Genomic DNA, 25677 nt, shown 5'->3' on the forward strand with positions numbered 1-25677 from the left:
TAGGTCTACATGATTCTGAGCCACGATCGCGCTGTCCAATCAAGCTGATAGAATCAGAAGTTATCTCATAAATTCAATCGGTTACAAGATGATTTGGGTATTTTTACACGAATCCCGGCCAACCCTCTATTCGACAGCCCATCCTTGCTGATAGACTGCAAGCCGCGCACCGGCCGCCCCACGCCGCTCACTCTTCGACGACCATGACAGCATCACGACGATTTACCCTGCCTGCGCTCGCAGCTTCCTGCGTGCTGGCCCTGTTGGCCACCGGCGCCAGCGCCCGCAGCGCGGCGGCGGTGCCGGTGCCGGCGAGCGACGCCGAGATCCTGGCCATGATGAAGGCACGCGTCGATATCGATAAAAAAGGCAGCGGCATGGTGGTCGGCCTGATCGATCCACGCGGCAGCCGGGTGATCTCGTACGGCACCATGAGCATCGGCGGCGCCCCGGCCGGCGCCGACACGGTCTACGAAATCGGTTCGATCACCAAGGTGTTCAGCGCCACCCTGTTGAGCGACATGGCGCTGCGCGGCGACGTCAAGCTGGACGACCCGATCGGCGCCTGGCTGCCGGCCGGCGTCAAGACGCCGCAGTTCAAGGGCAAGCCGATCACCTTGCGCGAACTGTCGGCGCAACTGTCTGGTTTGCCAAGTACGCCAGCGAACCTGGCGCCGGCCAATCCCGCCAATCCGTTCGCCGATTACACCGTCGCGCAACTGTATGCGGCGCTGGGCAGTTACGAGCCGGCGCGCGCCAGCGGCGAAGTGTACGGCTATTCGAATTACGGCGTCGGCCTGCTCGGGCATATCCTGAGCCTGCGCGCGGGAAGCGATTTCGAGACCCTGGTGGGCCAGCGCATCAGCAAGCCGCTGGGCATGGACAGCACCGCCATCACCCTCGGCGCCGACCTGAAACAACGGCTCGCGACCGGCTACGGCATGCCCGGCATGGCGTCCCGGAACTGGGACATGCCGGCGCTGGCCGGCATGGGCGCACTGCGCTCGAGTACGTCCGACCTGCTCAAGTTCGTCGGCGTCAATGCGGGCCTGATTCCCTCGCCGCTGTATCCGGCCATGCAGGCCGCGCACCAGCGCCAGCACCCGATTGGCAAGCAGGCGGGCGAATACATCGGCCTGGGCTGGCATATTCTCGACAAGTTCGGCTCGCACATCGTCTGGCATAACGGCGGCACCGCCGGCTACCGCACCTATATCGGCTTCGATCCGGACACGCGGCGCGGCGTGGTGCTGATGTCCAATTCGCACAGCGGCTCGGACGATATCGCCCGGCGCGCCCTGAACCGCGCCTTCCCGCTGACCATCCACAGCGCGCCGCCGGCGCTGGTGGCCGCACTGGAAAAACGCGGCTACGAGCAGATCGGCGCGCTCTACCAGGAACTGCGCGCCGCCGATCCGCAGTTCAGGCTCGATGAAGCCTTCGTGAACAACTGGGCCTACGAGATGCTCATGCAGGGCAAGCTGAAACAAAGCCTGGCGGTGTTCAAGTTCAATGCCACGCAATACCCTGCCAGCAGCAATGTGTTCGACAGCCTGGGCGAAGCGCATGAAAAGAACGGCCATCTTGACGATGCCATCGCCAGCTACCAGCGCGCGCTCGAGCTCGACCCGCAAGCGAAGAACGCGCAGGACAGTCTGAAACGGCTCAATGCCCTGAAACAGGGCAAGTGAAGCGCAGGCGCGCTCAGCCGCGCAGCCCGCCGAGGCCGATCACCGAGGCGGGTACGTGCTTGAACCCGGCACGCTGCAGATTGTTCGCCAGATCGCCGATGAAGTCGTCGTAATCCCACCACTGATCGCGTCCCTTATATACCTCATCGAGGCCCGGTTCGCACGATTGCGGAACGCCGGTGCCGGAACCCGGGCCGACCCAGGCCGAAAAACATGCCTGCGCGCCGCCCCGTCCCCGCCAGTGCGGATGCAGGCCGACCTGCTGATCGAGCAGCCAGTCAAAACGCCTGATCAGCGCCAGCCCATGGCCGCATGCATTCTCCAACGCGGCCCAGACCAGTTTTTCGTCAACGCTGTTGTCGCCAATTAACAGAGACAAATCCAGCATATCCTTGAAGCTCGGCCGCGTCAGGCAGCGATGCAGTTTCCATGCAATCTGCAATTCGGCCGCCACACAGTTTGGTAGCATGAATGGCGCGCCGGACTGCGGCCGGTATGGCATCGGCTGCGGGGCTAGCCCGGGTTGCACGCCGAAGCGGACGTTCAGGTGGCAGTGCTCGACCCGCTGCGCGCCGGTCCAGCCGGCCAGATCAATCTTCGCGGCCGGGAAATCCCCGGCGAACGCGGTGTCGATATGGCATCGGAGCGGATCGTCGGAAAAACCACGAAAGCGCACGCCGTCATCGAGCGCGATGTCGGCAATGGCGGTCAGCCAGGTCGTCAGCAGCGCGGCATCGGGCGGCCCGAGGCCCACCCAGTCGAGACCGTTTGGAATGCGGCGCCAGCCTTCATGAATCCGCTGGCGGGTCACATAACTGCCTTCGAGCATGAAAGGACCGTCGATGATCGCGACGCGCCTGAGAAAGCCCTCCGCCAGCGCGATGCGCGCGTCAGGCGCGGGCGCGTTCAGGGGCGCCGCCCGAGCAAGCCGCACCGACATGCCGACCGGCTCGGCCGACGGCGCATAAGCTGGCGCCGCCACAGGCGCAAAGCCGGCGCCTTTCAGCAGCGTGGACAATTCCGCGACAAGCCGGCCGAGGTCGGGCCACAACAGCTCGGCGCCGCCGCAATACACATGTTCCAGCCGGTCTTCGGCCAGGTGCAGGCCGGGAAACGGTGATGTGCTCGCACGCCACTCTTCAAAACAGTCGGCCATACTGTAACGTCCGCATTTGATCCTCTCCCACGCCGGGTGTAGCACGATGGTTTGGTCGAGCAGCCAGTTGAAGCGCTCCATTGGCGTCTTATCGCGCCGGCACTCTTCTTCCAGGACCGCCCGGATGACAGCGGCATCGACCGTATTGGCGCGCAGCACGAGAACGATGTCCATCATGTCCTTGAAGCGTGGCCGGACCATACATTGATGCAGCTTCCACGCCATCTGCAGTTCGGTCGCCACGCTCTTGTTGACCGTGAACGCCTCGCCCATGCGGGGCTGGTACAGCAAGGACTGCGGCGGCGGCTCCAGGCGCAGGCCAAAGCTGACGTCGATGTCAACGTCACGGTGTTGATCGCCTATCCACGCGTCGAGACTGGTATTTACAGTCGGAAAATCGTCGTCCATCGCGTAGTCGATGTCGCGCCAGAACGCGTTTTTAGAAAAACTGTCGAAACGAATGCCGTCGTCGCAATCGGTTTCGGTGACGGCCGTCGCCCAGGCAGTGAGCTCGTTCGCATCGAGCGCGCCAAGGCCGACCCAATCGAGGTCGCCGGGCATGCGCCGCCACGCCTGGTCGATCTGCTGGCTGGTGACATAGCTGCCCTTGAGCATGAACGGACCGTCCACAATCGCGGCACGGCGCAGAAAAGCTTCTTCAGCAACCAGGCGCAGGACCGCATGTTCGTTCATATCGCGTTGCGCGGCGTAGTCCGCGATGTCTTGCATCGTTATTCTCATCATGCCTGCTCCAGCCATCCCTTATCGAGTGCGAGATTGCTGTCGAAGACGACGCGTTCCCACTGCTGTTTTTCGATTGTCCATCCGTGCGCGTCAAGCGCTCCGCGCAATTCATCCACGCGCGAGCGCAAGCCGGCGTGCTCGCCGGTTTCGCGCAGGGTCACGTAGCGGATATCGCCGCCGCGGATGGCGTTGTTCGACAAATGGCCACCGAAGGGCGCGCACAGCGCCGCCAGTCGCAGGCGGATCGGCTCGGGCACGGCCATGCGGGCGTGCCATTCATAGTAATGATGGCGCTCGCCCGCCACAGGCCGCGTATCCGGCGAGGCATCCTGCTCGATCTTGCAGCGCACCACCGCGAAACCGGCTTGCGCCGCCTGAACGGCCAGCGCCTGCGCAAAGGCGATGGCTTGATCGATGGTTCCGGCGCGGCACAAGGACAGCATCGGCTGTACCGGATGCCTACCGCGCGCCAGTGCGATGACCATCGGTTTGGCTTCGATGGCGGCGGCGAAGCGCGCGAAGCCGGCCCACTGCGAACCGGCCAGCGGTGCGGTGGTCAGGTGAATTTCATACATGGGCTTCCAGTGGCGCGTGGCGTGACTTATCGAAAAACCAATATGATACAGTGGACGGAACGCCCATCACATCAAGCAAGCAAGGCCGCCAACAAGATCAAACAGCTGGAACACGGCGGCACCCGCCTGCGCACGCGATGCGAAGGCCTGTTCGAGCGCATCGTCAGTGCCCGGAACCGGGCTATTTGTCACGGCTCGCGTTTGAAAGTGACCGTGCGTGCTCGCATTCGACGCCGATATTGAGACAAGAAAACCGTCTCGCTCAAGCGACTCATTTAGGCATACCCAAGAGAAACAGCTGTTGCTCTATGGCGCTTGATCCCATTTTGTTTTATGGCATCATTTTTTATGTCATCATGTGCCATACGGATCCGGAATTGGTAAATCTTCAATCGAGTCGTGTTCGACGATGGAGCACTCCAGGAGATGGTGGTATGGAGGGTGTTTTCGCGAGTGCCATTCAGCGGTCACGGTGTCAAGTACCGACTGCTTTACGGCATTGATGGGCGGCGCCTGGTTGAGGACGACAACGAACGCGAAAAGGTTGATCATCGCCACGTCAAAGGTCGCGAGGAGCCAGTTCCTCGACTGGGGCGCTCATTGACGATTTCCTTGCTGATGTGGCTCGGACAAGGAACAAGCCATGAACGATACCGACCTGCATGTGAATTACGACCGGACCGCATCGAAAGCGTGCGTCCTTGATGCGATCCGCCGCGCCGAGGTGGGCGCTATCGCACCGGAAAGCCATGTCACAGTCGAAAGCTGGGACGGGCTTTCCCGAACGCTTACCGGGAAGCGCCTCGAGTTACTGCGCCATGTCCGGAGTAGACCCGCAGCAACGGTTGCCGAACTCGCCCGAGCGCTTGGGCGAGACTACAAGCGTGTGCATCAGGATGTTAAGATCCCGGCAATGGCCGGCCTGCTCGATCAAACACGGGACGGTGTCCGCGCCGCCCACGACGAGATACGGACTGTGATCGGCCTGGCGCCAGAGGACTCACCATTCGCTCCCGCGCCATGAAGAGCCCAAGCATTCGCACTCGTCTGGTCACTTTGGTGCTGGGCTGCGTGCTGCCCATCGCTGTTGTCGCAGCGCTTCTAATTTTTGAGTTTTATGAGCGCGAGCAAGCGCAGCTCATCAGCAACGCCATAAGCCAGGCGCGCGCCATGGTGTCCGCTATCGACCGGGATTTTGGCCGTACCCAGGCCGCGCTGGAAGCACTTGCCACCTCTCACCGACTGGCGACTGGTGACCTCAAGGGCTTCCATTCGAGGGCGCTGGGTGCAGTGAAGAACATGCAAGCTGACAGCATCGTGGTCGTGGATGCTAGCGGGCAATTGCTTCTGTCTACACGGCGGCCGTTTGGCGAACCATTGCCCAAGCTTACTACTGCACCGTTGCTGAAACGCATCATAAAAACCGGCAAGCCAGGTGTTTCCGATCTTTACATAGGTCCGGTGGTTGGTCGCTTCATCTATACCGTTGCCGTTCCCGTCAAGCGCGACGGCGCGTTCCTGTATCTGCTCAATGCTACGGCGCCGCCGACCCAGCTCGCCCCGGTGCTGACGGAGCAAAAGCTGCCCCCAACGTGGCGGGCTTCCATTGTGGACAGTACCGGCGCGGTAGTGGTGCGAACGCATGATTTGGTGAAATTTCTGGGAAAAAAAGTCAACCCAGATCTGTTGCAACGCATGGCCAATGCCGACGAAGATAGTTTTAAGACCAAGACGCTGGATGGCATTCCCGTAATTACGGTATATAGCCGCTCGCAAGTGAGCAGGTGGTCGGTTGTGCTGGGCATGCCATTGGAGCAACTAACCTTAGGGCTGCGCGAAACTTTGACCCAGTTGATTGTGGCAACCTTTGCCGCGTTGGGCCTGGGGATCGCTCTGGCATGGTTTATTGGGGGGCGCGTGGCCACGTCCATAGTTGCGTTGACCAAACCAGCCATTGCACTGGCGCTCGGTGAAACTGCAATCGTCATTGCGCCGTTGTACTTTGAAGAGGCTAACGCGATGGGGCGGGCCTTGCAGGACACTGCGAAGTCGCTACAGCATGCCAAGCATGAAGCGCAGCACGATGGATTGACCGGTTTGGCCAATCGTTCGTCATTCCACCTCGTGGTCAATCAGCACTTGGCGCTGTGCCTGCGAAACAAGACAGGACTGGCGATACTATTTATCGATTTGGATGGTTTTAAGGCCGTGAACGATACCTTCGGTCATGCTGTGGGAGACCAATTGTTGAAAACGGTGTCCATCAGGATCACAGATGCCGTGCGGGAGTCTGATTTCTGTGCGCGACTGGGCGGCGACGAATTTGCGATTGCCTTGCTGGAATCCGATCTGGAACAAGGTGCAGCGTTTGCACAGCGGCTGATAGAGATTGTATCGGAACCGTATCCGATTGATGGCATCACCGCCACGGTTTCAGCCAGTGTGGGCGTTGCGGCTTTTCCGGCCTCAGCGACCAGTACTGATACCTTGCTCAAAAAGGCCGATCAAGCGATGTATCATGCCAAAGTTTTGGGGAAACGACGCTGTTGTGTGGCGACATAGGTCCTCGCACGGTCCCGCTCGGTGACTCAATTTTTCATCTGATGCTGGCGGGCGGATTGCCGGTCTAGTCAAGCGCAACTAATGTGAGCCGGCCGGCATGGGATGCAAGCCGACGCCGCCGATTGCAAGCTCATTTGCAGATGGCGTGAGCGCGGACGATCTTTCGCTCGCAGATATTGTGATCCGAAAACGGCGTGGATTGCGAGCACGGCCGTTTTCAAACGCGAGCCGCTATAGCTATTCGAAGTCGGGTGGCCAATACTCCCGGTTCGGCGGATTCACCGAAAAATGGATGCCCAGGGGTGTGGTGAATTGATTAAGGACTAATGCGCCGGCAGCGATACGCGCTACGAATTGCTCCAGAAACTCCACAAGAGTCCCGGCAACAGACTCGACCGTCGGAGCGTCGTGCGGAACATAGTAAAGCGTGCCCGAATCTTCCTTGTGGCGAATGCAGAGATAGTCGCCGTTGGCGTAGAACAAGGGAACGAGTGTCATTGCTTCGGCTTCGTCGGGACGGTCGGATTCGAGGGACATCTGTAGTTCCGCCAAATGGTCGCCGAGGAACTCGGTTCCTATCCATTCCCAACCGCCAAAAATTCCGTCGCCTTGATTGCAACCATCCGCTTGGCGATACAAAAGACGAACCGGATCGGGAAGCCGAATGCCGGTCTCATGCTCAAATGATGCTATTTGAGCCGCGCTCGCCGGCTCACTCAATCGCTTCGGCAAGTCGGGATGAAGCGCTTCAAGCGCACTGCGCGCTTCTCCGAATACATGCTCTAAACTTGCCATGATCTATCTCTTGGGTGGGAACCTTCTATCGGCGCCATGCCGATGCGCTTGCAAGTTTTACCATGCTGCCTGAGCCCAGTTGAAGCCGTTCAGGCATTCTCCACCTGCTGCGGCGCCAACGCCGCGCGCCGTCCCGCCGTCATCAGGAACACCCCGTAGCCGGCCAGCATCAAGCCGGCGAACACCAGCGACATGACGAAGTTGTAGTACACCATCGTCCCCAGGCAGACCAGCGCGCCCAGCAAGGCGAACAGCGGGAAGAACGGATACAGCGGCGCGCTGAACGGCCGTACCATCTGCGGCTCGCTGCGGCGCAGCTTGAACAGCGCCAGCATGCTGACGATATACATCGTGATCGCCCCGAACACCGACATGGTGACGATATTGGCCGTCAGGGTCTGGCCGCCGATCTTGATCAGCTCGTCGCTGTAGATTGCGGCGATCCCGACCACCCCGCCGGCCAGCACGGCCCGGTGCGGGGTCTTGAAGCGCGGATGAATCCTGGCGAAATAGTGCGGCAGATACCCTTCGCGGGCAAGCGCAAAGATCTGGCGCGAATAGCCGAAGATAATGCCGTGAAACGAGGCAATCAGGCCGAACAAGCCCAGCCACACCAGCATATGCAGCCAGCCGCTGCTGCCGCCAACGATCATCTTCATCGCCTGCGGCAGTGGATCGTTGATATTGGACAGCTTGGTCCAGTCCCCCGCCCCGCCCGCGAACAGCATCACGCCCATGGCCAGCGCCACCAGTGTCAGGATGCCGCTCACATACGCGATGGGAATCGAGCGGCGCGGGTCCTTGGCCTCTTCGGCGGCCATCGCCACGCCCTCGATGGCGAGGAAAAACCAGATCGCAAACGGAATGGCGGCGAACATGCCGGGAACGGCAGCCATGCTGAAGCTATCCTGCCCGGCCCAGCCGCCCTTGGTGAAGTTGACAAGCGAAAATCCCGGTGCCACCACGCCCATAAACACCAGCAACTCGAAGATCGCCAGCAGCGCCAGCATCAGCTCCAGCGTGGCCGCCACCTGCACGCCGATGATGTTCATGGTCATGAAAATCACATACGCGCCGACCGCCACCAGCTTGGGATCGAGCGCCGGAAACTGCACGTTCAGATAGGCGCCGATGGCCAGGGCGATGGCGGGCGGGGCGAACACGAATTCGATCAGCGTGGCGGCCCCGGCAATGTAGCCGCCGACCGGCCCGAAGGCGCGCTTGCTGTAGGCAAACGGCCCGCCGGCATGGGGGATCGAGGTGGTCAGCTCGGTGAAGCTGAAGATGAAGGTGGTGTACATGGCAGCGATGAAGATGGCCGTCACGGCGAAACCGAGGGTGCCGGCCGAGGCCCAGCCGTAGCTCCAGCCGAAATACTCGCCAGAAATGACCAACCCGACCGCAATGCCCCACAATTGAAAGGTGCTTAAAGCCTGCTTGAGCGCGGGCGCGCCCGCGGTGTTCGCGTTCATGAGTCACTCCAGTCCGGGTAAGGTGGGGAAACGTGATACGAAGATGCGGCCAGCGCACGCGCGTCCGGCCATGCTGCCGTCGGACGCGGGGGAACGATGCTGACGAGTTAAGTATGCCGTTAAATCAACGGTTTTGGGGAAGAGTTCGCTCCAGAATGCGCAACAAAGCGCATCGAGCGGGTCCGGCGCCGCGAAGCGCCGGGGCATTCATGCGGCGTCAAGGGCTACGGATAACTCTTGAGCAAGACCTGTTCGCCGAGGCTGGTCAACGATTGCTGGCGCTGGTGTTCTTTCTGTTCCTCCGACAAACTTGTGTGACCGGTGAGGTACGGTGCCAGCGCCGCCAGCAGGTCGCGCTGGAACGATTGCTGACCCGGGCTGAAAATATCGGACACCAGCTTGCCCATCGCATAGCTCAGCACCCGGGCCGACTGGCTGGCGGACTGATTGAGCGTGGCCTTGACCAGGTGTCCGTCGCTGTACGCCAGGTTCATGTCGCTGCTGGCCGCGTCCTTGATCTGATGATAATCGTAGTTCTGCGATTCTTGGGTGTGGTCCAGTTTGAGCGTGGTGCCGGGCGTGCTCGGCGTATGGAAACTCGCGTTCAGCTCGGACTTCTGCTGTTGCGAGACGGTGCGCTCGCCCTGGCTGCGCCCGCCCACATTGGTGCTTTGCGACACCTCGTAGGCGAAGCTGTCCAGTTCGCTCGAGCGCATCGGGTTGATCGCAGTGCTCACCTGGCTGATCGAGGCGCTGAAGTCGGCCAGCCCGCTCAGCACGGCGTGGTCGGCGGCCGCCAGCTCCCACTTGCCACCCGTGGCCACGCCGCTGCGGGGCTGCGCGCTCCCGACATTGCTGTTCAGGCCGGTAAAGGCTTCCTTGAACATCGTCATCAGTCCGGCATCGGCCCGGCCGCGCGATGCCGCCTGGTCGAATTGCTTGAGATTGCTGGCCAGCGCCCTGGCCTGCTGTTCCGGGCTGCCCAGGCCCGCCAGATTGCCGGTATCGACGCTGACAGAGGCCGTGCCGGACGGTCCGCTCAGGCTGACCGTGCGCTGCGCGGCGTCGGCGCGGAAGCTCAGCGCCTGGGTCGCTTCGGGGTCGCCGGCCAGTTTGATGGTGGCGCGCAGGTCGACCGAGGCCAGCACGGCCGGATCGAATTGCGTCAAGCCCTGCAGCCTGACCGAGGGCGGCTCCTGCGTCATGCCGTCGATGGCGTCCTGGAAACCGCCGGCCAGGCCGGCCAGCGCGCTGCGCTCGGCATCGCTCAGTTCCGCGCTGCTGCTCATGCGCACCGCCAGGCCATCGTCGGTGTTATCCAGCGACAAGGTGACTTCGACCCCGCTTTTGGTGGTGATGCTGAGCGAAATCTTGTCGTTGCCTAGGCCATGCAAGAATGGCGGCGCGGCCGCGATGCCGTAAGGCGAGGCTAGCGTTGCGGACGGGGCCAGCTGGACCGATTGGGAAACGTTGCCGGCCTCGCCCCTGAACTGGGTCAGCAAGGCCGCGCCCAGTCCGCTGAAACGGCCGGCCGCCGAGCGCGCGGCGACATTGGCGGCCATCAGCGCGCTGACGCCATCCTGCGCCGCCGATTCCCAATGCAGGGCGGCGCGGCCGGAGGCGGCCGCGGACAGGCTCTGCGGGCTGAGGCTGACAATGGTCGACGAGGACGGGCGCTGGACGGCCTGCTCATCGTTGCGTTGAGAAATCGGTACAGGACTGCGCACCGGCACCGTGTTGCGGCTGGAAATGGGAGAAATGGCGGTCATCTTCGCGATTTGTAAAGGATAGTCTGTTTATCAACTGGACACTTCCGGCCGAACTGACCGACGAAGCAACATTGACATAAGGTTATATCGACGACAAATCACAAATCATGAGGGCTGGCGGGAAAATATCGACATTATCCCAATACGCGCCTAGTCCAGATATCCCACCCAATAGTATTCGTCCGGACTTTTGCCTTTGAAGAGATGGCCACCGCGCCAAAACGCGACGAACGTGGATTCATTGATCTGTTCTTTGGAAAACCAATCCGGCGCTTCCGCGAACACGTAGTTCGGGTACCAGAATCTTCTATCCTCGTCGTGGGCTTCCCCCGCTCTCCCAGCGCTTCAATGGGCCTTCCCGGAAGCCGGTCGCATGATTCTGGCCGACTCGCCAGGCTTGCACAGCGGCGGCAAAGTCGGACGAGCGCAACTCGACATAGGCGAGTCTATGGGCATACTTCAGATCCAATTTGCAAGCAACCAGAGTTTCGCCACGTCGAAATGCCGTCTCGGCGCGCATGCCGCCTGGCACCAGCAGTGCCTCTTGAATGAACATCTCGGGAGAGCCATCGAGCCGGCGACCGGTTCGTTTGGCGCCATCATACGACCAAGCATAATGCTGGAATTTCGAGAACATGCATCCGGGCGCTGCGCCCCGATACACATATGTGCCAGCGAGGAAAAGCATGCCAAGAATGGCGACCGAAACTACCGCGACAACGGTATCTTTATGCATTCAAATAGCCTCATCTGATTTCGGAGGTTTGCCCATCTCAAATTGAGAGCCAGCTTCGTCGTTGTTGATTTCCACAGACCTGCTCGCCTGAACAATGGCGACACTGAACAATGGCGACACTGAATAATGCAATGGAGGCTGGATCGTAGTCGGAAGCATTGCTATGTGTCAACGCCATATGATCCGAACTGACAGCAAAGTCATATTGACAGACAATTAACACTCAGTCCACAATAGCAGTCATGCAGATTTCTCCCCTCATCGATATTGGACTGAACCTCGCCAGCCACCGTTTCACTCGCGATTGGAAACAAGTCATCGCCCGCGCGCAGGACGCCGGTGTCGAGCGCTTCATTTTGACTGGCACATCGCTCAAGATTTCCAGGGAAGTGGCGCTGCTGACGGAAAAAATGGCTCCCGGCACTGCATGCTTCACCGCCGGCATTCATCCGCATTACGCGTCCGAGCTCGACGCCGATGCATTGCTCCAGCTGCGCGCATTGCTGTCGCATCCGAATGCCGTTGCAGTAGGCGAGACTGGCCTGGACTACAACCGCGACCTGTCGCCGCGCCATGTGCAGCGCGCCGCGCTCGAATCCCAAGTCGCGCTGGCGTGTACGGTCGGAAAGCCCTTGTTCCTGCATGAACGCGAGGCTGCGGACGACCTGCTGGCCATCCTGGATAACTTCAAGGACCGTCTGCCGAACTGCGTGGTGCACTGCTTCACCGGTAGCGAGACTGTGGCGCGGCAGTACATCGAGCGCGGCTTCTATCTCGGCATCACCGGCTGGGTCGGGCAGAAAAACCGCAATCAAGACTTGCTGCGTGCCCTGCAAGCCATTCCGCCCGAGCGCACAATGCTCGAAACCGATGCGCCCTACCTGACCCCGCCCGGCTACGCGCCGAGCATCGCGGGCAGAAACGAACCGGCGGCCTTGCCGCGCGTCGCCGAACTGCTGGCCATTGCCCGCGGCGTGCCGGTTGAGCAGGTCAGGGCCGATGCCTATGCGGCGACGATGGGATTCTTCGGACTCGCCGACTTGCCCCACACGCCGGGCTGACCCCGGTCACATTTCACCTTCTTCAACTCGCTCTCGTCGCACGCTCGCATCAGCGGGCGCATGATCCTTGCGCTTGCCTCGGTCGCTTGGGTTTTCCATCGCACGCAAATCCATCACCGAGTTTTCGGAAAACAGAGCGCCGCCCGGGCGACCAGCGCCATTCCCGCCCTAAGCATCGCGTGGGTGGACGGTTCCGGCACCGCCGTGAGCTCGGTGAAGCTGGTCATCTGCGCACCCAGTGAGTATTTCTCCTTCGTGGTCCACCCGCGCCGGGGCACGCATGAAGATCCCTTCATCGACGACATTGGACTTGGCCCGGAACTGCATGTCGAGGTCGTGCTGGCTGTCATCGAACGTGAAGCGGCCGACGGTCTTGCCGCCCACATTGATGATGTCGAATTACCGATGATGCCGACGGCGGCGCCTACCCGACTCATATCAAAATCATAAAATAGTTTACTTGAATTAACATTAATATCGTGAAGCTATTAATGGTTTCTTCATTATGTCCTGCCTTCTCGATCCGCAAATTCTTTGCGTCATACCCCTGTAACTTTTGAACATTACAATCATTCCCGTTCAATACCGGCTGCGCGACTGTAGGCCGTATTTTAATGCTCGATGATGAAATAACATTTACGCCCGTCCGTGAAATAGCGCATTCGCCCAGAGGCCACCATTGCAATCAATATCCAGCTTCATTAGCGCACTGATTACCGTTACCGCCGCCGTCGTGCTCAGTGCGTGCGCGTCGAGTGCCACGACCAGGGCGTCGCCCTATCGCATCGAATTCCAGGCGGCCCGCGACGTGAATGGCGACAGCCGCCAGCGCCCCTCCCCGGTGCTGGTCAAGGTATATGCGCTGCGCTCGCCGACCAGCTTCCAGTCGGCCGATTTCTTTGCGCTGCAAAGCCAGGCCGACACGGTGCTGGGCAAGGATCTGGTGGAAATCGAACAGCTCGTGCTGGCGCCCGGCGAAAGTCGCTCGATCAAAAAACCGGGCAATCCCGAGGTTACCGCGATCGGCATCGTCGCTGAATACCGCTTATTGGAAAAGAATAAGTGGCGCGAAACAATTACCTTGCCCGATCCGAAACAACTGAATGCCTTCAAGTTCTGGCAAACCTTGCCCGATCAGTTTCTTTTGCAGGTCGGTATTAACAAGGGCGGTATTGCCTTGATTCAAAAAGCCAAATGAAACCCTATTCACCCAATCCGAATATCGCCAGCAGCATGCATCAGCGCATTGTCTGGACCGAAGGCATGTTTTTGCGCCCGCACCACTTCCAGCAGATGGAGCGCTATTTCGAAAACTTCGTGCTGGCGCGCGTGCTGCCAATGCAGGGTTTTCACTGGGGATGGTCGCGCCTGGTGCTGGACCGGGATGCGCTGGCACTGGGAAAGCTGGCCATCGGCAGCGGCGCCGGGGTCATGCCTGATGGAACGCCATTTGCCTTTGAAGCGGACAACGCACCTGCCATGCTGGACGTGCCGGCCCAGCTCAAGGACCAGGACATCGTGCTGGCCTTGCCCTTGTGGCGTGCCAACCGGCCCGATTTTTCCTGGTCCGACGAGGCCCCGCCCCAGGATGCCGCCGGCAACACCGGCTGGACCCGCCACGACATCGGCGAGTTCGAGATCGAAGACGCCAACAGCGATGCATACGGCCCGGCCGTGCTGCAATTCGGCCGCTTGAACCTGCGCCTGATGCCCGCGTCCGCGCTCAATGCGGACTGGCAGTCGGTCGGCGTGGTGCGCGTGAACGAACGGCGCAACGATGGCCAGGTGCTGCTCGATGACAGCTACATCCCGCCGATGCTCGCTGCCACTTCCCATCCGGTGCTGGAAAAGTTTGTCTCGCAACTGCACGGTCTGCTACAACAGCGCGGTGACGCCCTGGCCGAGCGCCTGTCGCAGCCGGGCAGCAGCGGCGTGGCCGAATTCGCCGATTTCCTGCTGCTTGAAGTGATCAACCGCTACACCGGCGTCACCTGGCATGCCGGTCAAAGCAGTCGTCTGCATCCCGAGATGCTCTATAAAGACATGCTGAAACTGGCGTGCGACCTGGCCACCTATACGTCCGACAAGCGCCGCCCGACGGTCTATCCGCCGTACCTGCACGACGATCTGCGGGCCACGTTTACGCCGCTGATGGTGGAACTGCGCCGCGCGCTCTCCACCGTCCTCGAGCAGCACGCCATCGCCATCCCGCTGCAAGAGCGCGGCAATGGCATTCGCGTGGCGCAGATCCCTTCGCTGGAATTGATCCAGGACGCCGGGTTTGTCCTGGCGGTCAATGCCGATATGCCGTCCGACCTGCTGCGCACGCGCTTCCCGGCGCAACTGAAAATGGGCGCGGTCGAGCGCATCCGCGACCTGGTGCTGCTGCAGCTTCCCGGTATCGGCGTGCGCCTGTTGCCAGTGGCGCCGCGCCATCTGCCCTACCACGCCGGCTTCACCTACTTTGAACTCGACAAGACCGGCGAGTTCTGGAAGCAGCTGGAACAGTCCGGCGGCCTGGCGCTGCACGTGGCCGGTCAGTTCCCCGGTCTTTCCATGGAATTCTGGGCCATCCGTCAATGAACACCACCAACACCTTCGGTTTCGATCCACTCGGCCAGCTGGGCCGGCGCGGCGACCATTTTGTCGCGCCCAATCCTGGCGGCGCGTCCGCCGCAAACAACATGCAAGGCGCCGGAGCGGCTCCCGCCGCGCCGCCTCCCGGCCAACGCATTTACAGCGGCAGCAACCCGCTGGTGGCGCTGGCCAACCCGCTGCTCAACCTCATTCCACAGATTCGCACGACCGTGCATCACGCCGATCCGGCCATGCTGCGCGAGCAGTTGCTGGCCGAACTGCGCCAGTTCGAAACCCGCGCCCGGGAAGCGGGCATTGCCAACGAAACCATTCTCGGCGCACGCTACTGCCTCTGCACCACGCTCGATGAAGCCGCCACCTTGACGCCCTGGGGCGGCGGTGGCGTCTGGTCGGCCAACAGCCTGCTGGTGACCTTTCATAACGAAACCTGGGGCGGCGAAAAGTTCTTCCAGTTGCTGTCGCGCCTGGCGCCCTATCCGGCCCAGCACGTCGACCTGCTTGAACTTCAATATTTCTGCCTGATGTTGGGCTTCGAAGGACGCTACCGCGTGCTCGACCAGGGCCGCTCGCAGCTCGAATTGCTCAAGCAGCGCCTGCTGCAACTGATCCGCACCCAGCGCGGCGAGCATGCCAGCGCGCTGTCGCCGCATTGGCACGATCCGGTTGTCGCCGCCCGTGCGCAGCGCAGCGTGCCGCTGTGGGCAGTCGCCAGCGTGGCGGCGCTGGCCTGTCTCGGTTTGTTCGTCGGTCTGCAGTGGTCGCTGTCGTCGCGCTCCGACGAGGTCTATGCCGCGATCGACCAACTGCGCGTGCCGCGCGTGGTGGCCAGCGCCGCCAGGCCGACCCCGGCACCGCAGGCGCGCCGCCTTGCCCAGTTCCTGGAAACCGAAATCGCCGAAAAACTTGTCAGCGTGCTGGACCTGAGCGACCGCAGCACGATCATCATCCGCGGCGACAGCCTGTTCGAGTCGGGCGCCGCCACGGTCAGCAGCAGCCCGGCGCACGCATCCTTGTTGCAGCGCATCGGCAAGGCGCTCAATGCCGTCCCTGGCGCCGTGCTGGTGGTCGGCTACACGGACGACGTGCCCACCCGCGGATTGCGCTTTGCCTCCAACTGGGAGCTGTCGGTGGCGCGCGCCGACAGCGTCAAGACCTTGCTGCAAGCGCTGCTCGATCAACAGGGCCGCCTGCGCGCCGAGGGCCGCGGCGCGGCCGAGCCGGCCGTGCCGAACGACAGCCCAGCCAACCGGGCGCGCAACCGGCGCGTCGAAATTACCCTGATGGTGCCGCCGGCGGCACCAGCCACCGAGTCCGCGCCATGAATCTTGTTATGAACCTGTTCGCCAGATTTGCCGGTGTCGTCTTCGGTCGCCATCTGTGGATATTCCTTGGCATGGTTTCCCTGTGCTGCATGATCTGGGTGCTGGGGCCGATCATCGCCATCGGCCAGATGCGCCCGCTGGAGAGCGAACTGGCGCGCTGGTGCGTGATCGGACTGGTGTTTGCCTTCTGGCTGCTGCGCGCGCTGTACCGCAACTGGCGCGCGGCCCGCCTGAACTCCCAGCTGCTGACGCAAATCCGCACGCCCGCCGCACGCCCGAATGCCGCGCCGAGCCCCGCCAACCCGCACCTGGACGAACTCGGCCAGCGCTTCCAGGACGCCTCCGAGAAACTGAAGACGGCCAGGTTCGCCACCGACGCCAATCAAGGCAAGCTGGCTTTCCTGCAACGCTTCTCGGGCCAGTATCTGTATCAGCTGCCGTGGTACGTCTTCATCGGCGCGCCCGGCTCGGGCAAGACCACGGCGCTGGTCAATGCCGGCCTGGAATTCCCGCTGGCTGAACAATTCGGCAAGGCGGCCATTCGCGGCATCGGCGGCACCCGCAACTGCGACTGGTGGTTCACCAATGAAGCGGTGCTGATCGACACGGCCGGCCGCTACACCGTGCAAGAAAATCGTGACCATGACCAGGGAGAATGGCAGGGTTTTGTCGATCTCCTCAAAAAATTCCGGCCGCGCCAGCCGCTCAACGGCGCCATTCTGACCATCAGCATCGCCGACCTGCTCGGCAGCAGCGAGCAGGAACGCGCACTGCATGCGCTCACCTTGCGCAAGCGCCTGCACGAACTGCGCGATCAGCTCGGCATTCAATTCCCGGTCTACGTCCTGATCACCAAGGTCGATCTGCTGGCCGGTTTTACCGAGTATTTTGCCCAACTGAGCAAGGAACAGCGCAGCCAGGTATGGGGCCTGACCTTCAAGCTGGACGCCGTGCGCGACAGCAGTTTCGACTTGCCGGGCGCTTTTTCGGCCCAGTACAAGCACCTGCTGGAACGCCTGTACGCCAGCCTGCCCGAGCAGCTGCTGGCCGAACACGACCCGCGCCAGCGCGAACTGGCCTACCTGCTGCCGCAGGAATTTGCCGGCCTGGAAAGCATCCTGAGCCAGTTCCTGGCGCACGTCTTCGTCTCGTCGAAATTCGAATCGAACGCCTTGCTGCGCGGCGTGTACTTTACCAGCGGCACCCAGGAAGGCACCGTGTTCGACCGGGTCCTCGGCGGCATCAAGAACTTCTTGCAGATCAATACCGGCCAGCGCTCGCCGCAGATCGGCGAACCGGGCCGCAGCTTCTTCCTGCGCAGCCTGTTGCAAGACATCATTTTCAAGGAAGCCGGCCTGGCTGGCATCAATGAACGCTGGCAGAAGAAGCAAACCTGGCTGCGCACCGCCGGCTACGCCGCCACCGCCGTGCTGGCCGTCGCGCTCTCGCTGGCATGGATCAACAGCTACCGCGCCAACCAGGCTTACGTCGACGACGTCGCAGCGCGCCTGCCAGCGCTCGAAAAACGCCTCGGCGCAGTCAAACTGAGCGACCGCGAACCGATCACCAGCGTCATGCCGATGCTCGACGCCTTGCACGCCGTGCCGGTCAGCACGGTGCTCGACGTGGACAAGCCAGCGTTCGCTTACCAGCTGGGCCTGTATCAGGGCGGCAAGCTGCAAGCGGCATCCACCCGCGCTTACGAACGGGCGCTGGACGACATGTTCCTGCCGCAGCTGGCGCGCCGCCTGGAAGACAGCCTGCGCCAGGCCCCGGCCAACGACGTGGAACTGAGCTACAACGCCCTCAAGGCCTACCTGATGCTGTTCGACCCGGCCCATTACGACGCCGATTTCCTGCAAGCGTGGTTGTCGCTGGACCTGGAACGTCAATTGGGCAGCGCCCTGTCGAACGTCCAGCGCGAGGACCTGCGCGCCCATCTGAAGCGCTTGCTGGCGCAACGGATCGTGGCCTCGCCGTTTGCAATCGACGAGCCGCTGGTGGCGCAAACGCGTGAACGGCTGCTGACGCATACCCTGGCCCAGCGCGCCTACGGCACCATGCGGCGCATGCTGCAAGGTAACAATCAACTGCCGACCTTCAATGTCGGCACCGTGGTCGGTCCCCAGGCCCCGCTGGTGTTCCGGCGCGCAAGTGGGGCCAGCCTGAATCAGGGCGTGCCCGGCTTGTACAGCTATCGCGGCTACTGGGAACTGTTCGCTCCCGGCCTCGATGCGCGCATCGCCAAACTGGCGGAAGAAGAGAAATGGGTCCTGGCCCAGCCAAAAAGCGCGCCAGCGCAGGCCGCAAGTGTCGACAACCTGGCCGCCTGGAGCGCCGAGGTACGGCGCCTGTACCTGACCGACTACATTCGCGTATGGGAAGACTATCTGGGCGACCTGCGCCTGAAGACCGGCGGCACCCTGGCCCAGAACATCCAGGTCGCGCGCATCCTGTCGTCAAGCGATTCGCCGCTGGTGCGCTTCATGAACGCGGCCGCCAGGGAAACCACCCTGGTGCGCAAGGACGAGATCAACGGCGCCACCATCGTCGACAAGGCCCGCGACAAACTCGACAGCACGCGCTCGTCCCTGAGCCAGATCTTCGGCCAAAACGACCTGGCCAACGGAAAGCGCGAGGCGGCCGCTACCGAACGCGTGGAAATGCTGGTCGATACGCGCTTCGCCGCGCTGCGCGAATTCACGACGGCACGCGACAAAGGCGGCAAGGCCCCGATCGACGGCATTGTCGAGACCCTCGGCGAGCTGTACGCCCAGTTGATCGCCACCGAAACCGCCCTGCGCGACGGCGCCACGCCGCCACCGAACCAGGTGGTCAGCAAAATCCTGGCCGAAGCCGGCCGCCTGCCGACCCCGTTTCGCGGCATGCTGGGCGAACTGGCCAATTCGTCCGGCAACAACGTGACCCAGGTGCTGCAACAGCAGCTTGGCAAGAATGTCGCCGCCAACGTGGGCCACTACTGCCAGCAAAGCGTGGCTGGCCGCTACCCCTTCGTGCGCGCCTCCTCGCGCGACATGGCGCTTGGCGACTTTGCCCAGATCTTCGCGCCCGGCGCCCTGATGGACGAGTTTTTCCAGAAGAACCTGGCAAACCAGGTCGACACGGCGGTGCGGCCATGGCGCTTCAAGGGCGAACAGAAGGCCCGTGCCGGCTACCTCAATTCCTTCGAGCAGGCTGTCGTCATTCGCGATGTGTTTTTCGCCGGCGGCGCCCGTACGCCCACCATCCGGCTCGATATCAAGCCGGTGCAGATGGACGCCTCCATCGCCCAGTTTGTCATCGACGTCGACGGCCAGGCAGTGCGCTACGCCCACGGCCCGCAAGTGTCGACGCCGATTCAATGGCCCGGCCCGGCAGGGCGCAACCAGGTGCGCGTGCAGCTTACCGGCAGCAACGGCAGCAGTGCTTCCCTGATGACCGAAGGCGCGTGGGCGCTGCACCGCATGTTCGACCGCGCCAGCCTGGCGCCGCAGCGCGACGCGGAAAAGATGCTGGCGACCTTCGACGTCGGCGGCGCCAAGACCGTGTTCGAAGTGACCGCCAGCAGTGCGCAAAACCCGTTCCGCCTGGCCCAGCTGGCCAGCTTTTCCTGCCCGGGAGGGATTTGATGAACGGCCCGTTCAAGACGCTCGTTCCGAGCACCGCAAGCGCGCCGGTCGGCTGGTTCGGCAAGATCCCGTCGGCCGGCGACTTCGTCCGCCAGCAACTGCCCTACGCGCTGCTGGGCGGCTGGGAGCACTGGCTGCAAAACGGCCTGGCGGCCTTGCAGCAGGCCGGCCCGAACATGCTGTCCACGCACTACGCCGTGGCGCCGCTGTGGAATTTCCTGCTGCCGGCGGGACTCGGCCACGACTCCGTCCAGCTCGGCGTTCTGGCGCCCAGTTGCGACCGCGTTGGCCGCTACTACCCGGTCGCGGCGCTGTGGCCGGTGCCGGTCAACGCCTTCCATAACGGCATGCTGGAGGGCTGCGACGAATTCTACGGCGCGCTCGGCCAGGCGCTGCTGGAGGCGATCCGCCACGGCCACGCCATCGACCGCCTCGGCAGCGCCCTGGCGCGCGTCAACACCGCGCCGATGAGCACGCGCACCATCGTGGACCAGGACGCGTTCTGGCGCCAGGCGCAGGCCGGCACCCGTCGCCACGCCAGGTCCAGCCCCGACCTGGCGCTGTATTTCGACGCCGCCAGTGCCACCAGCTTCTGGTGGACCAACCAGGGCGACGGCTCGCCCCTGCAGACCTGCACCCACACCGGACAGCTGAACAATGCCCTGTTCGCCCGCCTGTTTGGTCCCCAACAAGGATCCGTATGACCGATTTCTCCAACGCCAGCGTCCTGATCGATCCAGCGGCGGCGGCGGACGCCTCCACGCGCCCGCTGCCCAACGGCCACCGCATGGAAGAATTCGAAATCACCGGCGTGCTCGGCGCCGGCGGCTTCGGCATCGTGTACCGCGCGTTCGACCATGCGCTCGAACGGGTGGTGGCGATCAAGGAATACATGCCGGCCATGCTGGCGCTGCGCCAGGGCGACCTCTCCATCGCGCTGCGCGGCGAGCGCTTCGCCGCCACCTTCAAGACCGGCCAGGCGGGCTTTATCAATGAAGCGCGTTTGCTGGCCAAATTCGACCATCCGGGCCTGATCAAGGTGCTGCGCTTCTGGGAAGACCACGGCACCGCCTACATGGCCACGCCCTGCTACGAAGGCCTGACGCTCAAGCAGCGCCTGGCGGGCGGGCGCGCCCTCGGCGAAGCGGAGATCATGCGCATGCTGGCGGCCCTGCTGGGCGCGCTCGAAACCTTGCACCGCGCCCAGTGCTTCCACCGTGATATCGCCCTCGACAACATCCTGATGCAGCCGGACGGCACCCCGGTCCTGCTCGATTTCGGCTCGGCCCGCAAGCTTATCGGCGACCTGGTCGACGATTCGAGCATCATGCTCAAACCCGGCTATTCGCCGATTGAGCAATACACCGACGATCCGGCCTTTCCCCAGGGGCCGTGGACCGACATTTATGCGCTCGGCGCGGTGATTCACATCCTGGTGTCGGGCCAGCTGCCGCCGGCGGCGGTGGTGCGCAGCATTTCGGACAACTACCAGCCGCTCGAAGGCAGCACCCAGCGCTACAGCGCCACCCTGCTGCGCGCCGCCGATGCTGCCCTGCGCCAGCGCATCGAAGAGCGGCCGCAATCGGTCGGCGCTTTCGCGACCCTGCTGGGCCTGGCGTCGGCGACGCCGGGCCACTACAGCGCTGCCGATCAGGCGGCCCCGTTGGCGGGCGTGGCGGCGCCAGCGGCACACGAAGCCGCGCTTCCAGCCAGCCCGGCGCCCCAGCAAGGCACGCCGCGCGACGCACTTGTCATGTCGGCCTCGGTCGCGCCGCAAGCGCCGTCCGGCGCGAGCGCTGCGCCAGGCTCGTCGAAACGCTGGTGGGTGCTCGGCGCCGGCGCATCGGCGCTGGCCCTGGGGGCCGTGCTGTGGCAGGTGAACAGCGCGCAGCCGCCCGAATCGACAACGACCATGAACGCCGCAACGCCGCCGCAGGCGCCGCCACCGATTGCCGAAACAGCGCCCGTGCCTGCCCCGCCCAAGCCCGAAGCGCCTGCGCCAGTGGTCGACAGCGGCGAGGTGACGGTACCCGCGCCGCTGCCGGCGCAGAGCAGCGAGCCCGAGCCCCCTGCACCGGCGCTGGCCGATGCCGAGCCCGCGCCCGCGGCCAAACCTGCCGCCGAGCCGGTGCGCAAGCCGATACAGGTCGCGCTGCGTATCAGCCCATGGGGCGAGGTCTATGTGAACGGCAAAAAACGCGGCGTCAGCCCGCCCATGAAGTCGCTCCAGCTGATGCCCGGCGACTACCAGATCGAAGTGCGCAACGGATCGCTGACGCCGCACCGCCTGCGCCTGCAGGTGACAGCCGATGCCGCCGCGCCCGATGTGGTCCACGCTTTCAAATCGGGCCAGCCATGAACCTGCCTGACGCTCCCTGCGCCGAGTCGGCCCTGCTCGGCACCTTGCTCGCGCCAGCCGCCGACGCGCCGCCTTGCGGCCCCAACCTGGAATATGCCGCCCCCTTCCTGGCGCTGATGCAGGCCGCGCAGCCGCGCGCCGAGCAGCAATACGGCGACACCATCATCGCGGCCGAAGCGCCGGACTGGCGCGAGGTCGCGCGCCAGGGCGAGCAGCTGATCTTGCAAAGCAAGGACCTGCGCATCGCCTGCCTGCTGGCGCAAGCCTGGACCAACCTGCAAGGCATGCAGGGCTACGCCCAAGGGCTGCGCCTGGTGGCGGAGCTGCTCAGCCGCTACTGGACCGATGTCTACCCGCGCCTGAAGGACGACGGCGAGGATGACGAGGACATCGACCCATTCCCGCGCACCAATGCGCTGGCGCCGCTGTTCGAGCCGCAGAGCGTGCTGCGCGACTTGCGCGCCGTGCCGCTGCTCGGCCCCGGCGCCCTCCCTCTGCGCGAGATGGAAGCGGTATTCAATCACAGCGCCCCGGAGCATGTGAACTACCCCGGTGGACCGGAGCGCCTGCGCATGGAACTGACGCGCGCCCGCAACGACAATCATCCCGCCCTGCTGGCCGTGGGCGAAGCGCAATGGGCGCTCGAGACGATCGTCGCACTGCTGCGGGAGCACCTGGGACCGGAATGGCTGCCGGAACACCAGCCCGTCGCCAAACTGCTGCAACGCCTCGCCGAGGTCAGCGGCAGCGGTGGCAGCCACGCTCCCGTCGAGAGCGCGCCTGAGCAGGCAGCTGGCCAGCCTGGCGCGCCACCGGCGCCGGGCGCGCGCGCAAGCGACTGGCGTACGCAGGAGCTCGGCAGCCGCGACGACGTGCGCCTGATGCTCGAAAAAATCTGCTTCTATCTGGAAAAGCACGAACCGAGCCACCCGGCGCCGCTGTTGCTGCGGCGCGCGCAACGGCTGATGCAGATGAGTTTCTACGAGATCATGCGCGACCTCGCGCCGGACAGCGTCAGCCAGATCGACCTGCTGATGGGCACGCAGACATGACAGCGCAGCCTTCCCTTTTGACGTCCACACCGTTTTCGACCAATTGACAGCTTTCACAAGGAGTGTTTTCCATGGCTAACCGACGGCCCGCAAGCAGCGGCCAGAAATTTATCGCACGTAACCGTGCACCGCGCGTGCAAATCGAATACGACGTCGAAGTGTATGGCGCTGAACGCAAGGTGCAACTGCCGTTCGTCATGGGCGTCATGGCCGACCTGGCCGGCAAGCAGCTCAATCCACTGCCGGACCTGGCCGAGCGCAAATTCCTGGAAATCGACATCGACAATTTCGATGAACGCATGAAGTCGCTGCAACCGCGCACCGCTTTCCAGGTCCCCAACACGCTGACCGGCGAAGGCGTGCTGCAAGTCGACCTGACCTTCAACAGCATGGACGACTTCTCGCCGGCCAATGTGGCGCGCAATGTGGATTCCCTGGCGCAGCTGCTCGACGCCCGCACCCAGCTGTCCAACCTGCTCTCCTACATGGACGGCAAGAGCGGCGCCGAGGAATTGATTAACAAGGTGCTCAAGAATCCGGCACTGCTCGGCAGCCTGGCCGCCCGGCCGGCCAACGACACCGCCAGCGGCCCAGCGGCCGCGCAGGGAGACGCGCATGAATGATTTTTCCGCCCTGCTGGAAGCGGGCACCCTGCCCGCCCACGGTATCAGCGACAACGCCAGCGCCGACAGCGACTTTGCCCTGCTGCTGCAAAAGGAATTCAAGCCAAAGAGCGAGCAAGCCAACCACGCGGTGCAGAACGCCGTGCGCACCCTGGCCCAGCAAGCGCTGGCGCACACGGTGACGATGTCGTCGGACGCCTACAGCTCGATCCAGGCCATCATCGCCGAGATCGACCTGAAGCTGTCGGAACAGATCAACCAGATCTTGCACCACGCCGACTTCCAGCAGCTCGAAGGCGCATGGCTCGGCCTGCATCACCTGGTCAGCAACACCGAAACCGACGAACTGCTGAAGATCCGCGTGTTGCCGATTTCGAAAAAGGAACTGGCGCGCAACCTGAAACGCTTCAAGGGCGTGGCCTGGGACCAGAGCCCGCTTTTCAAAAAGGTCTACGAAGAAGAATACGGCCAGTTCGGCGGCGAGCCTTTCGGCAGCATGATCGGCGACTTCTACTTCGACCACAGCCCGCAGGACGTTGAAACGCTGGCGGAACTGGCGCGCATCTCGGCGGCCGCGCACTGCCCCTTCATTTCCGCCGCCGCCCCGACCGTGCTGCAGATGGAATCGTGGCAGGAACTGGCCAACCCGCGCGACCTGACCAAGATTTTCCAGAACACCGAATACGCCGCCTGGCGCAGCCTGCGCGAATCGGAAGACGCGCGCTACATCGGCCTGACCATGCCGCGCTTCCTCGGCCGCCTGCCCTACGGCGCGCGCACCAATCCGGTCGATGAATTCAGTTTTGAAGAAGACACCGACAGCGCATCGCACGAGCGTTACACCTGGGCCAATTCGGCCTACGCCATGGGCGTGAACATCAATCGCTCGTTCAAGGAATTCGGCTGGTGCACCTCGATTCGCGGGGTCGAATCGGGCGGCGCGGTCGACAACCTGCCGTGCCACACCTTCCCGACCGACGACGGCGGCATGGACATGAAGTGCCCGACAGAAATCGCCATCAGCGACCGCCGCGAAGCGGAACTGGCCAAGAACGGCTTCATGCCGCTGGTGCACCGCAAGAACTCGGACTTTGCCGCGTTCATCGGCGCCCAGTCGCTGCAGCAGCCGGCCGAGTACTTCGACGCCGACGCCTCGGCCAACGCGCGCCTGTCGGCCCGCCTGCCGTACCTGTTCGCCTGCTGCCGTTTCGCGCACTACCTGAAATGCATCGTACGCGACAAGATCGGCTCGTTCAAGGACCGCGATGAAATGACCAGTTGGCTCAACAGCTGGATCATGCACTACGTCGATGGCGATCCGGCCAACTCGTCGCAGGAGACCAAGTCGCGCAAACCCCTGGCCGCCGCCGAAGTCCAGGTCGAAGAGCTGGCCGATAACCCGGGTTACTACGCCGCCAAGTTTTTCCTGCGTCCCCATTACCAGCTGGAAGGCCTGACCGTCTCCCTGCGCCTGGTATCGAAATTGCCTTCGCTGAAGAAAGTGGATGGCTAAGCAAGCACCAACCCTGCAAG

20 protein-coding genes and 1 pseudogene are annotated in these 25677 nt (G+C 63.0%); 15 read left to right on the forward strand and 6 right to left on the reverse strand.

Annotated features, from left to right (window positions below; all coding sequences use genetic code 11):
• Positions 1 to 203 precede the first annotated feature (203 nt).
• Positions 204 to 1691, forward strand: a complete 1488-nt coding sequence (locus F2P45_RS11145; RefSeq protein WP_166874276.1) for a serine hydrolase domain-containing protein — start codon at positions 204 to 206, stop codon at positions 1689 to 1691.
• A gap of 13 nt (positions 1692 to 1704) precedes the next feature.
• Here F2P45_RS11145 and F2P45_RS11150 read toward each other — a convergent pair whose 3' ends face one another.
• Both F2P45_RS11150 and F2P45_RS11155 read right to left on the reverse strand, forming a co-directional pair.
• Positions 1705 to 3576 (reverse strand): nucleotidyl transferase AbiEii/AbiGii toxin family protein, encoded by a 1872-nt coding sequence (locus F2P45_RS11150; RefSeq protein WP_166874278.1) that lies wholly within the window; start codon positions 3574 to 3576, stop codon positions 1705 to 1707.
• Positions 3577 to 3587: 11 nt separating this feature from the next.
• Positions 3588 to 4166 (reverse strand): hypothetical protein, encoded by a 579-nt coding sequence (locus tag F2P45_RS11155; RefSeq protein ID WP_166874281.1) that lies wholly within the window; start codon positions 4164 to 4166, stop codon positions 3588 to 3590.
• Positions 4167 to 4592: 426 nt separating this feature from the next.
• On the opposite strand from F2P45_RS11155, the gene F2P45_RS35635 reads away from it, so the two are divergent.
• From F2P45_RS35635 to F2P45_RS11165, 3 genes are read left to right on the forward strand one after another with little or no spacing between them, the layout of a single operon-like run.
• Positions 4593 to 4871: a toxin-antitoxin system TumE family protein gene (locus tag F2P45_RS35635; protein WP_229505034.1), complete on the forward strand. Its 279-nt coding sequence runs from the start codon at positions 4593 to 4595 to the stop codon at positions 4869 to 4871.
• Complete coding sequence (locus F2P45_RS11160; RefSeq protein ID WP_166874284.1) at positions 4810 to 5190, forward strand: HVO_A0114 family putative DNA-binding protein; 381 nt, start codon at positions 4810 to 4812, stop codon at positions 5188 to 5190. Before F2P45_RS35635 ends, F2P45_RS11160 begins: the two co-directional genes overlap by 62 nt.
• A complete protein-coding gene (locus F2P45_RS11165; protein WP_166874287.1) occupies positions 5187 to 6728 on the forward strand; it encodes a sensor domain-containing diguanylate cyclase in 1542 nt (513 codons plus the stop codon). Before F2P45_RS11160 ends, F2P45_RS11165 begins: the two co-directional genes overlap by 4 nt.
• A 237-nt stretch (positions 6729 to 6965) precedes the next feature.
• Here the strand turns inward: F2P45_RS11165 and F2P45_RS11170 are convergent, their stop codons facing one another.
• The 4 genes from F2P45_RS11170 to F2P45_RS11185 form a co-directional block, all read right to left on the reverse strand.
• Positions 6966 to 7523 (reverse strand): SMI1/KNR4 family protein, encoded by a 558-nt coding sequence (locus F2P45_RS11170; protein ID WP_166874290.1) that lies wholly within the window; start codon positions 7521 to 7523, stop codon positions 6966 to 6968.
• Between the two features lie 89 nt (positions 7524 to 7612).
• Positions 7613 to 8995, reverse strand: coding sequence for an ethanolamine permease (gene eat, locus F2P45_RS11175; RefSeq protein ID WP_166874292.1), 1383 nt, complete (start codon positions 8993 to 8995; stop codon positions 7613 to 7615).
• Positions 8996 to 9219: 224 nt separating this feature from the next.
• Positions 9220 to 10764 carry a hypothetical protein gene (locus tag F2P45_RS11180; RefSeq protein ID WP_166874297.1) on the reverse strand — a complete coding sequence of 515 codons (1545 nt, stop codon included), beginning with the start codon at positions 10762 to 10764 and terminating at the stop codon, positions 9220 to 9222.
• 307 nt (positions 10765 to 11071) lie between these two features.
• Positions 11072 to 11500, reverse strand: coding sequence for a hypothetical protein (locus tag F2P45_RS11185; protein WP_166874299.1), 429 nt, complete (start codon positions 11498 to 11500; stop codon positions 11072 to 11074).
• Positions 11501 to 11742: 242 nt separating this feature from the next.
• Here F2P45_RS11185 and F2P45_RS11190 point away from each other — a divergent pair, with 242 nt between their 5' ends.
• From F2P45_RS11190 to tssC, 11 genes and pseudogenes are all read left to right on the forward strand, one after another.
• On the forward strand, positions 11743 to 12561 hold the full coding sequence (locus F2P45_RS11190; protein ID WP_166874302.1) for a TatD family hydrolase: 819 nt from the start codon (positions 11743 to 11745) through the stop codon (positions 12559 to 12561).
• 60 nt (positions 12562 to 12621) lie between these two features.
• On the forward strand, positions 12622 to 13011 hold the full coding sequence (locus F2P45_RS11195; protein WP_166874305.1) for a hypothetical protein: 390 nt from the start codon (positions 12622 to 12624) through the stop codon (positions 13009 to 13011).
• Positions 13012 to 13240: 229 nt separating this feature from the next.
• A complete protein-coding gene (gene tssJ, locus F2P45_RS11200; RefSeq protein ID WP_166874308.1) occupies positions 13241 to 13759 on the forward strand; it encodes a type VI secretion system lipoprotein TssJ in 519 nt (172 codons plus the stop codon).
• Positions 13756 to 15144, forward strand: coding sequence for a type VI secretion system baseplate subunit TssK (tssK, locus tag F2P45_RS11205; protein WP_166874311.1), 1389 nt, complete (start codon positions 13756 to 13758; stop codon positions 15142 to 15144). Before tssJ ends, tssK begins: the two co-directional genes overlap by 4 nt.
• Entirely contained in the window at positions 15141 to 16481 is a 1341-nt protein-coding gene (locus tag F2P45_RS11210; RefSeq protein ID WP_166874314.1) for a DotU family type VI secretion system protein, read from the forward strand. Before tssK ends, F2P45_RS11210 begins: the two co-directional genes overlap by 4 nt.
• Entirely contained in the window at positions 16478 to 20110 is a 3633-nt protein-coding gene (gene tssM, locus F2P45_RS11215; protein ID WP_166874317.1) for a type VI secretion system membrane subunit TssM, read from the forward strand. Before F2P45_RS11210 ends, tssM begins: the two co-directional genes overlap by 4 nt.
• Positions 20110 to 20814: a type VI secretion system-associated protein TagF gene (tagF, locus tag F2P45_RS11220; RefSeq protein WP_166874320.1), complete on the forward strand. Its 705-nt coding sequence runs from the start codon at positions 20110 to 20112 to the stop codon at positions 20812 to 20814. Before tssM ends, tagF begins: the two co-directional genes overlap by 1 nt.
• Positions 20811 to 21686 (forward strand): annotated as a pseudogene (locus tag F2P45_RS37455) (serine/threonine-protein kinase); the annotation flags it as partial. The gene tagF and the pseudogene F2P45_RS37455, both read left to right, overlap by 4 nt.
• Before the next feature lie 779 nt (positions 21687 to 22465).
• Positions 22466 to 23521 (forward strand): type VI secretion system protein TssA, encoded by a 1056-nt coding sequence (gene tssA, locus F2P45_RS11230; RefSeq protein WP_166874325.1) that lies wholly within the window; start codon positions 22466 to 22468, stop codon positions 23519 to 23521.
• A gap of 71 nt (positions 23522 to 23592) precedes the next feature.
• Positions 23593 to 24144: a type VI secretion system contractile sheath small subunit gene (gene tssB / locus F2P45_RS11235; RefSeq protein ID WP_166874328.1), complete on the forward strand. Its 552-nt coding sequence runs from the start codon at positions 23593 to 23595 to the stop codon at positions 24142 to 24144.
• Entirely contained in the window at positions 24137 to 25657 is a 1521-nt protein-coding gene (gene tssC / locus F2P45_RS11240; protein ID WP_166874331.1) for a type VI secretion system contractile sheath large subunit, read from the forward strand. The genes tssB and tssC overlap by 8 nt, the downstream gene beginning before the upstream one ends.
• Positions 25658 to 25677: the final 20 nt, after the last annotated feature.

This window comes from Massilia mucilaginosa, assembly GCF_011682145.1.
Classification (GTDB): domain Bacteria; phylum Pseudomonadota; class Gammaproteobacteria; order Burkholderiales; family Burkholderiaceae_D; genus Telluria_A; species Telluria_A mucilaginosa.